The sequence below is a fragment of the Caballeronia temeraria genome (genome assembly GCF_001544795.2).
Lineage (GTDB): Bacteria > Pseudomonadota > Gammaproteobacteria > Burkholderiales > Burkholderiaceae > Caballeronia > Caballeronia temeraria.
This window is the reverse complement of record NZ_FCOI02000042.1, coordinates 10568-24402: the sequence shown is the minus strand read 5'-3', so window position 1 is coordinate 24402 and position 13835 is coordinate 10568. Positions and strand designations below refer to the sequence as shown.

Genomic DNA, 13835 nt, shown 5'->3' with positions numbered 1-13835 from the left:
TCGCGCGGATTCGCGTGCCCATCCGCAAAGGCGAGCCGTTTCGACGTACGCGCAAGCAGCCCCCATCAAGCGAGCACCGGCGCCTTCCGCTTGCCCGCGCCTTGTTCATACGCATAGGCCAACGCGAGCAAGGCACCTTCATCCCACTGGCGGCCTACGAAGATGAGGCCGAACGGCGAGCCCGACGCGTAGTACCCCGCCGGCACCGCAATGCCAGGCAGACCCGCGATATTGATCTCTCCCACGGTCGTCTCCTGAATGGTGTCTTTGCCGTGTAACGCCGGAAGCTCGCAACGCATCTGCGGGAAGACGAGGGCATCGAGCCGTTGCGCCCCGAACACTTTTTCGAAGATGCGCAGATAACGCGCCTTCAGTTCGACGAATTCCGGCATCTCCGGAGGCAGCGACGGATTCGCCAGCGCGGCCTTGAAATCCGCCAGGCTGTGCATGAAGTTCAATACGCCGTCCGGACCGAATGCGTTTTCGTCCTGCGTCGCCTGCGCGAACTCCGCGAAGGTCTTCAGCGCCGCGCCCGTGCCGAGCCGTTCGAGATACTTCTCCACATCGTAGGGAATGGATTCGAGACCGCGCGCATCGAAATTGGCAAGCGGCACAGTCGTCTTGCGCAGATCGGCGAAGCCCGAACCTTCAAACGGATCATCGATCAGCGTCGCGCCGAGCGATACGAGTTCGCCCTTCACGCGCTCGTACAACGCCGCCGCTTCATCCGATAACGGCTGGTTCCGCCACCCGGGACCGTACAGACCGATTCGTTTGCCCCGCAGCGCGTTGGCGTCCAGCGCGCCCGTATAGCCACCTTCCGGTTGCCGGCCGACGCTCGCGAGCGTCTTCGGGTCTTCGCTGGTGTAGCCGGCGAGCACGTCGAGACACAGCGCGGCGTCTCGCACGTTGCGGGCGATCGGCCCGACGACATCGCGGTTGCCCGACAACGGCACCACGCCCGCGTTCGGCACCAATCCGATGGTGGGCTTGATGCCCACGAGATCCTGCGCCGATGCGGGATTCTGGATCGATCCGCCGGTCTCTTCGGCGAGTCCGAGCACCGCCATGCCCGATGCCACCGCCGACGCCGTGCCCGCGCTGCTGCCGCCCGGCACGCGGTCGCGCATCGCGACATTGATCGTGGGACCCGCCCAGCTATCGTTGGCATGCGACCCCGTGTGGCTCAGGATCGGCACGTTCGTCTTGCCGAGCAGGATCGCGCCCGCACGACGCATGCGCGCGACGACCGGCGCATCGCGCTCGGGCATCAGATCGACGCCGCCCGTCTTGCTGTACAGCTTCGACCATCCCGCGGTGGTCGGGAAGCCGACCATGTCCATCGGGTCCTTGATGACGACCGGCACGCCCGCGAGCGGCCCCAAAGCTTCACCGGCCGCGCGCCGTTCGTCGATTCGGCGGGCATCGTCGAGCGCCGTCGGATTCAGAAAGATCAGCGCGTTATAGGTGCCGTTATGGCGCTCGATCCAGTCGAAGCAGGCACGCGCCAGTTGCTCGGCCGTGAACTTGCCGTTTCGGAATCCGTCCTGCACGCTCTCGACCGTGAGGTTGACGAGATCGATGTCGATCGCACTGCGTGTTTCCATTCGATGCCCCCGTTAAGTTGCCCGGTTAGTCAGAGTTGTACGCCGCGCGTGAGCGCACCATCGACGACGATGTTCGCGCCGCTCAAGAAGCTCGCTGCCGGACTCGCGACGAACGCCACCGCATTTGCGATCTCCTGTGGCTTGCCCATGCGCCCGGTCGGGTTCAGCGCCAGCGCGCGTTCGAAGAGCGCGGGATCGTTGTGCTCGATCCAGTCCCACACACCGCCTTCGAAGTACACGTTGCCCGGCGAAACCGTATTCGCACGAATTCCCTTCGATGCCAGCTGATTCGCGAGCCCCTGCATGTAATGCACGAGCGCCGCCTTGAATACGCCATAAGGCCCGGCCGCGAAGTCGATCTCGCGTCCCGACACACTCGAGATCGCGACGATCGATGCGGCCTTGCTCGCGGTGAGATACGGCATGGCGGCGTCGACGAGATTCACCGTGCCGAGCAGATCGGTCTCGAACTCCTTGCGCCACGATTCGATGTCGTTGCCGATGGCAAGCGCGCTCACGTTGGCCACGACGATGTCCAGCCCGCCCCACTCCGCACCGACGCGCTCGACCCACGCCTTGAGCGCCGCGCCATCCGACACATCGACGGCCGCGCCCGACGCCCGCGTGCCGCTCAGTTCCGACAGCGCGGTCGCAGTCGTCGCGACACTGGCTGCGTCGCGTGCGCAAATGGCCACGTCAGCGCCCTCGGCAGCCAGCGTCCGTGCAATCGCAAGACCGATGCCCTTTGTCCCGCCGGTGACGATCGCCTTCAAGCCCTTCAATTGCAGGTCCATGCTCGTCGCTCCTTTGTATGTCGATGAAAATGACGGGACGACGCGCTCATTCCCGGTCGCGCCCGTCCTCCGTTCCCAGACCGCGCGCGATCTGCAGGACTTCGCCGGCCTGAATGACGGAGTGGCAGATATCGTCGATGGTCACGCGCTTTTCCATTGCCTGCGCGCGCAGCATGTCGTACGCTTCGCGCTCGCTCACGCGATGCATGATCATCAAAATGTTCTTGGCTTCCTGCAGATGCCGGCTGTCGAGCAGCTTCTGCTCGAGCCTCGCGATGCGTTGCGTATGCTGACGTGCACGCCTCGCGTGATAGAGCGCCATCACGACGGTGGACAAGAGACCGGAGGCGCGAATCGGCGTCGTGACGATGCCGTCCGATCCCATCTTGATGGCCTGATCGATGAACGTCGGGTTCTCGTACGCCACCACGCAGATGACGGGCGGCGCATCCGGACCGCTCCACTCGCCTTTCGGCGCGCGCTCTTCGGGCCGCAACGCGCGAAACACCAGATCGGTCTTCTCGGGCAGGGTTTCCGTGGGCGGCCAGCATCGCTCGACCTGAAAGCCCATGCGCCTGAGATGATTCGTGAGCGTCAGTCCGTCATCGTCATCCGGATGAAACACGACGACGCGCGCATTGCGCTCGAGAATCGAACCCGTCAGGCTTCGCTGGCCTCTGTCTGTTCGGGCGCTCACGTCAGTACTCTCGCGTGCTCAGCTTCGTGACCCAGTCCCCCAGCGTCTGACGCGTCATGTACGGATCGGGGCCGACGGCGAACTTGGACTCGCGCAGGATCGTGAACTGGCCGTCGGCATTCGCGCGGCCGATGCGCGGATAGAGCGCCATGTGATGATTGACCGGATCGATACGCACGCGGCCTTGCGGCGCAGCGTATTCCGAGCCGAGCAGATGCGGCATGATCGCGCCGATCTCGTCGGAGCCCGAGCGCGCGTAGGCTTCGGCGAACATGTGCATTTGATAATACGCAGCCTCCCAGTTCATGTCCGTCGGGGTATCCGAGCCGTAGCGCGACTGATGATGCGCCACCGCGCGATGATTTTCTTCCGTGTCGATGCTCTGAAAATAAGGCGCCGCCGTGATGTGCCCTGCCGCGATGCCGCGCTGCATCGCGTGGATTTCCGTCTCCGATGTGTTCAGGCTGCCAATGGGCATGCGCGAGGGATCCAAGTCCGCGTGCGCGTAGGCGTCGTAGAGATACGGCACGGTCGCACCGATGACCGTGCTGAAGATCCAGTCCGGCGACTTGCGCCGGATGTCCACGACCACCTGTTCGAACTGCTCGCGGGTGGCGTCGAGCGAGAGATAGCGTTCGCCGAGGATCGCCCCTTCCGGATGCTGAAGCAGCAGCTCCTGCATCGTGCGGTTGCATTCGTACGGATAGACATAGCTCGATCCGACGAAATACACGCGCGCACCGAATGTTTCCGTCATAAAGTCCGCGAGTTGCACGCCGTTCTGATTGGGCGACGCGCCGCTGTAGATGATGTTGTCCGAATACTCGAAGCCCTCGTACATCTGCGCGTAAATCAGCAGACGATTGTGCTTCTCGACGACGGGCAGCATCGCCTTGCGGCTCGTCGATGTGTAACCGCCAAAAACCGTATTGACGCCGTCCTTCACGATCAGCCGCTCGGCAAGCTCGCGGAACGCAGCCGGATCGGACGCGGGATCGTAGTGAATCGCGACGAGCTCGCGCCCGCCGATGCCGCCGCGCGCATTGATCTCTTCGACGGCGAGGCGCGCACCACGCCATTGAGACTGCTCGAGCAGGGCGGTTGAGCCGCTCGTCGAGCACAGCAGGCCCACTCGGATGGGATCGGACAAAGCCATTTCGTGACACGCTCCCGAATGCGCGCGGAACCGCGGCTCCGCGCGTGATACCAACTGCCTTGGATTCGTCTGACTGACGCGTTATTTGAGGTAGTGCTTGGCGACCATTGCGCCAACCGTATATTTTGGATCGACAAAATTGCCCAGTCTAACCTTGCCGACCTGACTCAGCATCATGTAGGCGTCCCACTTGTCGAAGCCGTATTCCGCGGCCATCCAAAGCACCAGTTCGCGGTACGCGATGCGCGTCGCGTCTTCAAGTGGCCGCGCGCTGCCGATACTCATCAGCGCGTCTTCGTTTTCGAGGCGCGGCCAGTCGATCTGCCACTTCTTGATGAGATCGACGCGCACGGTCGTCGTGCTCTGATATTCGACGGCCGTGCCGCAGACTTCGCCGTCGCCCTGGCAGGCGTGAGCATCGCCGATGAAGAGCCGTCCGCCCGGCGAGCGCACTGGCAAGTAGGTGATGCTGCCCGGCCCCATGTCGGGCACGTCCATGTTGCCGCCGTGATTATCGGGCGTGAGCGAGTTGATCGAATCGATTTCGGGAGAAAGACTCAACGTGCCGATATGTGGCTTGTACGGCAGCGTGTTGCGCTTGCTCCAGTACACGTTCTCTTCGTCGATCTTGATCTTGCGCACCACTTCCGGCAGCGGCTCGTTCAGGAGCGCGGTGTAGTCCGTGCCCGTCAGTCCGCCGAAGTTCGGGATCATGCAGCAGAAGCCGTGCGGATCGTCGCCGCGCGGCGCCATCTTTTCGATGTACACGGCGACCACATCGCCCTTCTCCGCGCCTTCGATCATGATCGGCCCGTTCTGCGGATTGAGGAACGGCACCTGCAGCACCTGGGACGGCTTGTCCGTCTCCTCCTTGATTTTGCCTTCAAACGCATCGCGCGTTTCCACGACGACGCGATCGCCCGGCTTCACGTGCAATACCGGCTGCGAGTACGGCCCGATCGTGTAGTGATACGTTTTCTGCATCTCCTCGGTCAGATGGTGCTCCACCGGCTCACGATCCGCGCCGACGCCACGCTTCATCATGATCGAGTCTTCAAGCCAATTCATGTTTCGTCTCCGTCACAGTGCCAGATACTGGCGAATCAGTTGTTCGTCCGCGAGCTGCGCGGGGCTCAGCGTCTCGACGATGCGGCCCTTGTCCATCACGCAGCAGCGTGTCGCGATGCGTTCGACCATCCCCATGTCCTGCTCGACCAGCACCACGCCGATGCCCGTTTCACGCGCGATCTGCTGAAGCGTCTCGCCGATGAGATCGACAATCGATGGCTGGATGCCTTCGGACGGCTCATCGAGCAATACCACTTTCGGCGAACTGATGAGCGCCCGCGCAATGGCAAGCTGCTGCTGTTCGCCGCCGCTCATGGTCCCCGCCTTCTGCTGGTAGCGCTTCTTGAGAATCGGAAAATAGCCGACCACCTTGTCCTTCATCTGCGCCGCCTGCGCGCGATTCGCCTGCGCGCCGACCTGCAGGTTTTCCGCGACCGTCAATGCACCGAAAATCTCGCGGCCTTGCGGTACGTAGCCCATGCCCTTCTGTGCGCGAACATACGGCTTTTCGTGGCCGATGGACTCTCCATCGAGTTCGATGCTCCCCGCATCGAGATCGATGAGACCGATCAACGCGCGCATCAGCGTCGTCTTGCCGACGCCGTTGCGCCCGATGAGCGCAAGCACTTCGCCCGGCCCGACGCTCAGCGACACGCCGTTAAGCACGCGTCCGCCGCCGTATCCCGCTTCCACGCCCGACACCTGGAGCAACGCGCTCATTTCTTCTTCCCCAAATAGACTTCCGCGACATCGTCGCGTGCGAGGATCTCGTCGAGCGGGCCATCGGCGAGCAGGCTTCCTCCGTGCAACACCGTCACGCGCGACGCGATCTGCTTGACGAAGGTCATGTCGTGCTCGACCACCATCATCGTGAGACCCGCGGCCGACAGACGCTTGATGAGTTCGCCGGTCGCATGCGTTTCCTCGACGGACATGCCGGCGACGGGTTCATCGAGAAAGAGCAGCTTCGGACGCAGCGATACGGCCATTGCGATTTCGAGCCATTGCTTCTTGCCGTGCGACAGATTGCGCGCGAGCACATGTTCCTCGTTCTCCAGCATGAAACGCTGCAACAGCTCATCGAGGCTTTCGGGGCGATCGTCCTTCGCGCGATGCAGCGACAACTGCAAATGCTGGCGCACGCTCAGATCCGGGAACACGCCGGGAATCTGGAACTTGATGCTCATGCCCATGCGGATGCGTTCGTGCGGCAGCACATGACTCATGTCCTGACCGAGAAACATCACGCTGCCTTCCGACGGCCGATGCTCCCCCGTGATCAGCTTGAAGAACGTGCTCTTGCCCGCGCCGTTCGGCCCGATCACGCAGCGGATCTCGCCTGCATCGATGCGGAAGTCGATGCCGTTGATGACGTGCGCGCCGCCGAAGTGCTTCTTGAGTCCGCGCGTTTCCAGCAGCGTGGTCATGACTTGCCCTCCTCCCGTTTGAGACATGCGCCGCCGCGAGGTACATCATGCGCCGCGCGGCCCTGAAGACGCCGCAAATGCCTCGCGACGAACGGCAGCAGACCTTCCGGCGCCGCGAGCACGACGATCAACAGGATCGCGCCGAGCAGGATCAGCGCGTACTGGCTGCCGTACACCGCGAGATTCTGCGAAAGCCACACGAGCAGCGCCGTGCCGAGAATGGTCCCGCCGATGCTCTTCCTGCCCGACGTCGCCACCCAGATCACGGGCATGGCGGCCGAGGTGAGGCCCATCGTCGAGGGCGTGATGTAAGAGCCCCAGATCGTGTACAGGGCGCCCGACAATCCACCGAGCGTGCAGCCGAGCACGAAGACGAGAAGCTGATGCCGGCGGATATCGACGCCCAGCATCTCGGCGCGCTGCGGATTCTCGCGAATGGCGATGAGCGTGAGGCCGAACGTGCCGTCGAGCAGCCTGCGCATCGCGGCATAGACGACGATCAGCAGAATCAGCACGAGGTAGTAGAAACTCGCGTTTTCCAGCGTGAGCGATCCGCCCGGCCAGGGAATCGTCAGCGGCGGCATGCCGCCCATGCCGTTGTAGCCGTTCAGGCGCGCTTCGCCGATCGCCCACTGCGGACCGGCCGTCTGCGACATGAACGTTTCGAGCACGAGCGTCACCGATAACGTGACGATGCCGATAAAGACGCCCTTGATGCGGCCATAGAAGATCATGTAGCCGATCAGCGTCGCCGCGACGACGCTGACCACCAGTCCCGCGCCGAGACCCAGCCAGGAATCGAACCAGGCATCGCCATAATTGAGCGTGAAGATGCCGTAGCTGTAGCCCGCCAATCCGAAGAAGGCGGTCTGCCCGAAGGACAGGATGCCGCCATAGCCCCACATCGAGGCGAGGCCGACTGCGCCGAACGCCCACAACAGGCAGTACGCGAGATTGCCGCTCGTGGTGGCGTCCACGACGAGCGGCAGCACGAGCGCCACGAGCCAGGGCACGTAGTGCGCCGCGCGAGTCGTGGCACTCGCCGGAGATAGCCGCGAAGGCTCTTTAGTCTGCTTCACGTTGCCTCCTAGCGCGCGCGGGAAAAGAGGTTGCCGAGACCTTGCGGCATCAGTCGGATCACGACGATGACCGTCACCAGCAAGCCGATCTGACCGAACAACTGACCATACGAGGCCGTGAGCGCGGTCTGGATGACTGCGAGCACTGCCGCAGCGGGCGTCGTCCCCGCGATCACGTTCGCGCCACCGACGACCACCGACACGAACGCCTGCACGATGAAGTTGCTGCCCATCGTCGGCACGGCGGTCATGGTCGGGGCATAGAGCGCGCCGGTCAGCCCCGCGAGTCCCGCGCCGAGCGCGAAGGTCAGTGTATAAAGACGGTCGGTGCGCAGGCCGAGGCATTGCGCGATGCTGGCGTTCTGGATCGTCGCGCGGGCGCAGACGCCGTAGTTCGTCCTGAAGAACAGCAGATAGAGCGCGAACAGGATGGCCAGCGCGATGCCCGGCAGCACGGCGCGGTACGTCGAAAACGAATAGTCGCCGAGCGAGAACGATCCGAACGGCGTGCCGATGCCTTCTATCGAAGGTCCGGCGACGAGCAGCATGGTCTGCTGCACGATGAGGCTGATTGCCCACGTCGCCACGACGGAGTCGAACAAACGGTCGTACAGGTGACGAATCACAAGCCGTTCGATCACCACGCCCGCGAGCGCCGCCGCGAGCGCGCCGAGCAGCATGGCGAGAGGAAGCGGCAAGCCGCGCTTGGCCGCGATGATCGTCACGTATGCGCCGCACATGATGAACTCACCATGCGCGAGATTGATGACGCCCATCATGCCAAAGATCACCGCGAGACCGAGCGCCGCGAGCACCAGATAGGCAAAGCTGTCGCCGAACTGATAGACGAGCGAATAGAGAACCGAAAAGGTGGCCATGCATGCTCCACGTTCAAAAGACCCGCGCGCGCCCGTCATGTCCGGCGCGCGCGCCGGCCCGGATCAGAACTATCAGGACTTCTTGGGCAGATTCGACGGCGTGTACTGCCGATGATCCGGCTTGTTGGGCAGATCGCAGCCCACCTTGCCGAGCCAGTACGGCTGGACGTCGTCCCAGACCTTCGGAATATCGACCGAGTGATCGTCCTTCACATGTACGAGGTAAATGGTGTGGCTCGCGTGATGGCTCTTCGGATCGATACAGACCTTACCTTGCGCGCCTTCCGTGCAAATGCCGGTTTCGAGCGCTTTGCGCACCGCGTCCTGATTCGTCGTCTTGGCTTTTTCGACGGCGGCCTTGTAGAGATAGATGGCGTCGTACGCGTTAGCTGCTTCCTGATTGATGTACGGCTCGTTCGGGAACTTCGCATGAAAGCGCTTCTTGAAGTCGTTGCTGGCAGGCGTATCGACTTCTTCCACGTAGTTCGCCGTCACGTACATGTCCTTCAGCGCAGGCGGTTTGAAGCGCTTGTGTTCGTACGCCTGACCGACGTTGACCGAACTCGCCATCGGCAGATTCAGATGGGCCGACGCCTGCTGTTCGTAGTACGACGCCTGATTTGCGCCGACCAGCAGCGTCACCACGAAGTCCGGCTTCGCCTTCTGGATATTCTGGATCGTCTGCCCGAACTGCGATACGGACAGCGGAATGAATTCCTCGCCGGCCATCGTACCGCCGTTCTCCTTGACGATATTGCGGACCCACTCGGCGGAAATCTGCCCGAAGTTATAGTCGGCGGCGATGGTGTACACCTTCTTGCCGTACCTCTGCATCATCCACGGGATCAGCGTCGAGAATTGCTGCTCGGGGACGGCGCCCGTGACGAACGTGTTGGTATCGCACACGCCGCCTTCGTACTGATTGTCGTACCAGTAAAGCTGATGCGCGCGGTCCATGATCGGCCGAATCGCTTCCCGCGATGCGCTCGAGAATGCGCCGAAGATCACATCGGGCTTGTCGGTCTGGACGAGGCGCCGTGCGAGCTCCTGGAACTTGGTGTTGTCGGATTGCGTGTCGTAGGCGATCAGCGAGACCGGACGTCCGAGGATGCCGCCCTTCGCGTTGATCTCATCGACTGCGAGTTGAGTGGCGTGAATTTTCGGAATGGTCGCCAGTGCGAAGTTTCCCGAGGCATCTTCCAGCAGGCCGATTTTCACGGGATCGGCGGCACTCGATGCGAGCGAAGTCAGTGCAAGTCCTGCGGTAAGGGCGAGACGCATCCAGCCCAACGGCTTCAGCAACATGCGGATTCTCCAGAAATGAGCGCTAGAACAGGGGGGAAAACGCGGACAAAAAAAAGCCCCCTGACGAACCGCGGGTTCGTCAGGGGGCTTCTGTGCCGGATCCTCGGGCGGACATCTTTGTCAGGCCGCGAGGTATGAGACCGAGTCTAATGCTTCAAATTTTTGCTTGTCAACAGTCGTCAAAAATCGCCGGATGGCGAAATGGCACGGAAGTTTTTTTGGCCCCCGCCCAAATTGCGGACGATAGCCGACTGGTGGGCGTGTTCAGGGACGCGCTCGCTCGGATCGAAGCGGTCGCGCGACGAAAGCTGCTGGCGCGGTCAACGCGCCCGGTCGACCTGACAGGGGCTGAACTTTCAGTTGGTTGATCGCCTAGTGCTTCTTTGCGGACATCTTCTGAAATTGGCACGCTCGTCATGATTCGAAGGGAGAGGCAAAAAGTCGCCGCGAGTCACGGCTTGCCGCTCGCTGGGGTGAATGATTCGCGTCTATCATTCCGATGACGTCGCGCGCTTCATCCTCACGCACTACCGGGATTCGGTATGCCGGCCCTGGTGAATGGCTAGTCGAGACTCGCGTGTGACGATGGGATAGCCTCAAGCCGGCGAAGCATCGAGAGCCTCGTCTTGCCGCGCCCTATTCCACAGCACTAGTTCTTCGGCGGGGATCGCCGGGGCGAACAGGAAGCCCTGCAACTCATCGCAGCCGATCTTTCGCAATACCTGCGCTTGATGGCGGGTTTCCACACCTTCGGCCACCACGCGCAATCCGAGCTCATGCCCAAGATCGACGATCGCCTTGACGATGGCAAGATCAGCGGACGCGTCGAGCATGTCTCGCACGAACGCGCGGTCGATCTTCAGGCGGTCGAGCGGAAAACGGTTCAGATAGCTGAGACTCGAGTAGCCGGTGCCAAAGTCGTCGAGCGAGAGCTTGACGCCGAGCCCGCGAAGCGCGTGAATGGCTTGCGCGTAGTGTTCGGCGCCATCCATGAGAACCGTCTCGGTGATTTCGAGTTCCAGGCAATGCGGCGGTACGCCATGCGCGAGCAGACTCTTGCCAAGCGCCGCAACGAGCCCCGGCTCGCGCAATTGGATCGCCGAAATGTTGACCGACGCGCGTATCTCGAGGCCCTCTTCGTCGCGCCAGGCGGCGAGCTGTCGGCACGCTTCCTCGATCACCCACGCGCCAATGGGAACGACGAGTCGCGTGTCCTCCGCCACCGGGATAAACACCGCCGGACCGATTTCACCCAAAACCGAGCTCTTCCAGCGCAGCAGTCCTTCGACGCTCGCGAGCGCGCCGGACCGTGCCTCGATGCATGGCTGCCACTCGAGCCGCAACTCGCCGAGCTCAATCGCCGTGCGCAAACCCGTTTCCAGCGTGAGGCGATGACGCGCCTGCTCCGCCATGTCGGCCGAGAAGAACTTGACCTGATTTCGTCCGGCAGACTTAGCCTGATACATCGCGGCGTCGGCGTTCTGCATCAATGTGTCGATGTCTTCGCCATCGTCCGGGTACAGTGCGACGCCGATGCTGCTCGCAACCTGAAGTGTCAACCCGCTCACTTCATGCGCCTCCCGAAGCAGCGGGAGTAGCCGCTGTTCGATGCTGCGCGCCACCTCGCTCGCGTGGCCGACTCCGTTGAGCAGTACCGTGAACTCGTCTCCGCCCAGGCGGCTCACGGTGTCGTGGGTACCGACCGCATTGAGCAGGCGTCGCGACAGGGACCGCAACAAGCCATCACCGATGTGATGCCCGAGCGAGTCGTTGATGTTCTTGAAGCGGTCAAGATCGATGAACAGCACCGCGACGCGCTGCCGTGTTCGCTGCGCTGCTGCGATGGCCACCCCAAGCTTTGCGGCAAAGAGTGCGCGGTTGGGCAACTCGGTGAGCACGTCGTGCTGTGCGAGAAACTGAATGCGCGCCTCGCTCTTCTTGCGGTCCGTGATGTCGATCAGCGTGCAGATGTAATGCGATACGGTGCCGCGCTTGTCGTGTACCGCGCTGATCATGAGCCACGCCGGATAATCACCGCCCTCGCGGCGGCTTATTTGCGCTTCGCCGTGCCACGTGCTGCTGCGCCCGACGCGTTGCAGAAGGTTACCCAGCGAACCGTTTTCGTCTTCCTGCGCCTGGGTGTCGATGAAGGCGGGCGGCTTGCCCGCCACGTCGTCCATCCGGTACCCGGTCGCGCGAAAGAACGAAGGATTCGCGGTGAGCAGACGCGCCTCGGCGTTCAGGATGACGATCGCCTCGGACGATGCCTCGAACACCTTGCCCCACAGTTCCAGCCGCTGCTCCATGAGCTTGATCTGATTGATCGGCGTGAAGGCGGTGAGAATGGCGTCGCGTCCCTGGAAGTCGAGACGACGCGCAGACAACATCGCCCAGCTCGGCTGAGCGGTGGCTTTCCAGTGAACTTCGAATTCGTCGATGGCTTCCCGGTCTGAAAGTTGCTGGAAGAAGCGCGCGCGGGTGGCGGAGTCGAGGCCCTGGGCCCACGGATCGGCGCTGCTTCCATTGAGCCAGAAGAGTCCCGGCGCATTCGCGTGCAATACCTCGTGGCCGGGAATAGCGGTGACGACCATCGGCACGGGCGTGGCTTCAACGAGCGCTGATTGGGCGGCCGACGCGCGGGCGGTTGCCGCCAATTCCTTCTGCACGACGCGTTCGCGGTCGAGTTGCGCGAGCATTTCGTTGAAGCCGCGCACGAGTTGGCCGATCTCGTCATGACTGTCCCAGTCGGCGCGCTTCGTGTGATCGCCGGTACGGCGCACCACATCCATTACGCGCGCGAGTTTGCGTAGCGGCGACGAAATCTGCTGCGCGACGCAATAAACCAGTGTCAGGATGGCGCACAGCAAGAAGAGCGCAGTGCCCAAATGCAGCCACATGCGCGAAAACAGGGCTTGGACGCGCGCGCGAAGCAGGCCGTCTAGTTGCTCGCCGGTATCGCGCCAGAGGTCGTCTACGCTTTGGACGAGCGCTTGCTGCGCGCTGTCGACGATCATCAGCACCGCTGCATCTGGCGCCACGTTGTCGTCCACCACCACCCGCGCCGCATGCCTGAATGCCTCGACGGCAGTGCGCATTCGATCGAACGACGGGGTAAGCGTGCGCTCGAATTGACGATTGGCCGCGCCCGCCTCGGCGTAGTCCGACCGCAACCCCTGCATGACCCCGTCGAGTTGCCCTTCGAGGACCAGATAACGCGAACGCAGTTCCTCTCGGGAGCGCGCGTGAACGCCGTCGTGCAGATGGCGGCCGATGCTGTTCACCGCGGTCAGCAGTGCGGGATAGCGCAAGATCGAGAGCGACATCGCGTAGTAGCTGTCGAGATCCGGGTCGAGAATCAGGTTCGACTGATTACCGATGCGCGTTATCAAATCGCGGGAGGCGGTCAGCGCCTGGTCCGTCGACGCGATCCTGAGTTCACGCTCGTGCGCCATCGTCTGGAGAGCGGTCCGCAGCGCGTTGCTGGGCCCTGCGCTTCCCATCTGCGCGCCGTATTGCTGCTCGGCACGGACGAGCTTGTCGACCTCTGCATCGAGTTGCGCCGCCGTCGGTGGTTTGCCCGCGCCCGCCATCGCGATGGACGTGATGCTATGTTCCACCTCATGAACGTACGCGTTGCCGACAATCTCCTTGTTTGAGAAATCAATCGCCAGATACTTTTCGTGGATCAGAATCCCGCTGATATAGATCACCGCGCTCAGATCAAGCAGGTAAATGAGCAGCAACTTGTGCCCCACGCGCAAACGCGCGAGCAGCTTGAAGAAAGGATTCCGTTTCATGGGCGAGACGTTTGGAAACGTGCGAGA

At 62.5% G+C, this 13835-nt stretch carries 11 protein-coding genes; all 11 read right to left on the bottom strand.

Going from position 1 to position 13835, the window contains the following annotated elements:
- Window positions 1-65 precede the first annotated feature (65 nt).
- Window positions 66-1607: an amidase gene (locus tag AWB76_RS34310; RefSeq protein WP_061164544.1), complete on the bottom strand. Its 1542-nt coding sequence runs from the start codon at window positions 1605-1607 to the stop codon at window positions 66-68.
- Between the two features lie 29 nt (window positions 1608-1636).
- Window positions 1637-2401 carry an SDR family NAD(P)-dependent oxidoreductase gene (locus tag AWB76_RS34305; RefSeq protein WP_061164543.1) on the bottom strand — a complete coding sequence of 255 codons (765 nt, stop codon included), beginning with the start codon at window positions 2399-2401 and terminating at the stop codon, window positions 1637-1639.
- A 46-nt stretch (window positions 2402-2447) separates the two neighbouring features.
- Window positions 2448-3098, bottom strand: a complete 651-nt coding sequence (locus tag AWB76_RS34300) for an ANTAR domain-containing response regulator (RefSeq protein WP_061164542.1) — start codon at window positions 3096-3098, stop codon at window positions 2448-2450.
- Between the two features lies 1 nt (window position 3099).
- Entirely contained in the window at window positions 3100-4254 is a 1155-nt protein-coding gene (locus tag AWB76_RS34295; RefSeq protein ID WP_061164541.1) for a transporter substrate-binding domain-containing protein, read from the bottom strand.
- An 81-nt stretch (window positions 4255-4335) separates the two neighbouring features.
- Window positions 4336-5322, bottom strand: a complete 987-nt coding sequence (locus AWB76_RS34290; protein WP_061164540.1) for an acetamidase/formamidase family protein — start codon at window positions 5320-5322, stop codon at window positions 4336-4338.
- Window positions 5323-5334: 12 nt separating this feature from the next.
- On the bottom strand, window positions 5335-6042 hold the full coding sequence (locus tag AWB76_RS34285; RefSeq protein WP_061164539.1) for an ABC transporter ATP-binding protein: 708 nt from the start codon (window positions 6040-6042) through the stop codon (window positions 5335-5337).
- On the bottom strand, window positions 6039-6749 hold the full coding sequence (locus AWB76_RS34280; protein ID WP_008348134.1) for an ABC transporter ATP-binding protein: 711 nt from the start codon (window positions 6747-6749) through the stop codon (window positions 6039-6041). Before AWB76_RS34280 ends, AWB76_RS34285 begins: the two co-directional genes overlap by 4 nt.
- Entirely contained in the window at window positions 6746-7828 is a 1083-nt protein-coding gene (locus AWB76_RS34275) for an ABC transporter permease subunit (protein ID WP_061164538.1), read from the bottom strand. Before AWB76_RS34275 ends, AWB76_RS34280 begins: the two co-directional genes overlap by 4 nt.
- 8 nt (window positions 7829-7836) lie before the next feature.
- Window positions 7837-8706, bottom strand: a complete 870-nt coding sequence (locus AWB76_RS34270; RefSeq protein ID WP_061164537.1) for an ABC transporter permease subunit — start codon at window positions 8704-8706, stop codon at window positions 7837-7839.
- Between the two features lie 72 nt (window positions 8707-8778).
- Window positions 8779-10011 carry an urea ABC transporter substrate-binding protein gene (locus AWB76_RS34265; RefSeq protein WP_061164536.1) on the bottom strand — a complete coding sequence of 411 codons (1233 nt, stop codon included), beginning with the start codon at window positions 10009-10011 and terminating at the stop codon, window positions 8779-8781.
- 596 nt (window positions 10012-10607) lie between these two features.
- Window positions 10608-13808: a bifunctional diguanylate cyclase/phosphodiesterase gene (locus AWB76_RS34260; protein WP_061164535.1), complete on the bottom strand. Its 3201-nt coding sequence runs from the start codon at window positions 13806-13808 to the stop codon at window positions 10608-10610.
- Window positions 13809-13835: the final 27 nt, after the last annotated feature.

Bases quoted from the DNA above. Each gene is read 5' to 3' on its own strand.
- AWB76_RS34310 (WP_061164544.1), bottom strand. From the start codon at position 1,607: ATGGAAACACGCAGTGCGATCGACATCGATCTCGTCAACCTCACGGTC.
- AWB76_RS34305 (WP_061164543.1), bottom strand. From the start codon at position 2,401: ATGGACCTGCAATTGAAGGGCTTGAAGGCGATCGTCACCGGCGGGACA.
- AWB76_RS34295 (WP_061164541.1), bottom strand. From the start codon at position 4,254: ATGGCTTTGTCCGATCCCATCCGAGTGGGCCTGCTGTGCTCGACGAGC.
- AWB76_RS34290 (WP_061164540.1), bottom strand. From the start codon at position 5,322: ATGAATTGGCTTGAAGACTCGATCATGATGAAGCGTGGCGTCGGCGCG.
- AWB76_RS34285 (WP_061164539.1), bottom strand. From the start codon at position 6,042: ATGAGCGCGTTGCTCCAGGTGTCGGGCGTGGAAGCGGGATACGGCGGC.
- AWB76_RS34280 (WP_008348134.1), bottom strand. From the start codon at position 6,749: ATGACCACGCTGCTGGAAACGCGCGGACTCAAGAAGCACTTCGGCGGC.
- AWB76_RS34270 (WP_061164537.1), bottom strand. From the start codon at position 8,706: ATGGCCACCTTTTCGGTTCTCTATTCGCTCGTCTATCAGTTCGGCGAC.
- AWB76_RS34265 (WP_061164536.1), bottom strand. From the start codon at position 10,011: ATGTTGCTGAAGCCGTTGGGCTGGATGCGTCTCGCCCTTACCGCAGGA.
- AWB76_RS34260 (WP_061164535.1), bottom strand. From the start codon at position 13,808: ATGAAACGGAATCCTTTCTTCAAGCTGCTCGCGCGTTTGCGCGTGGGG.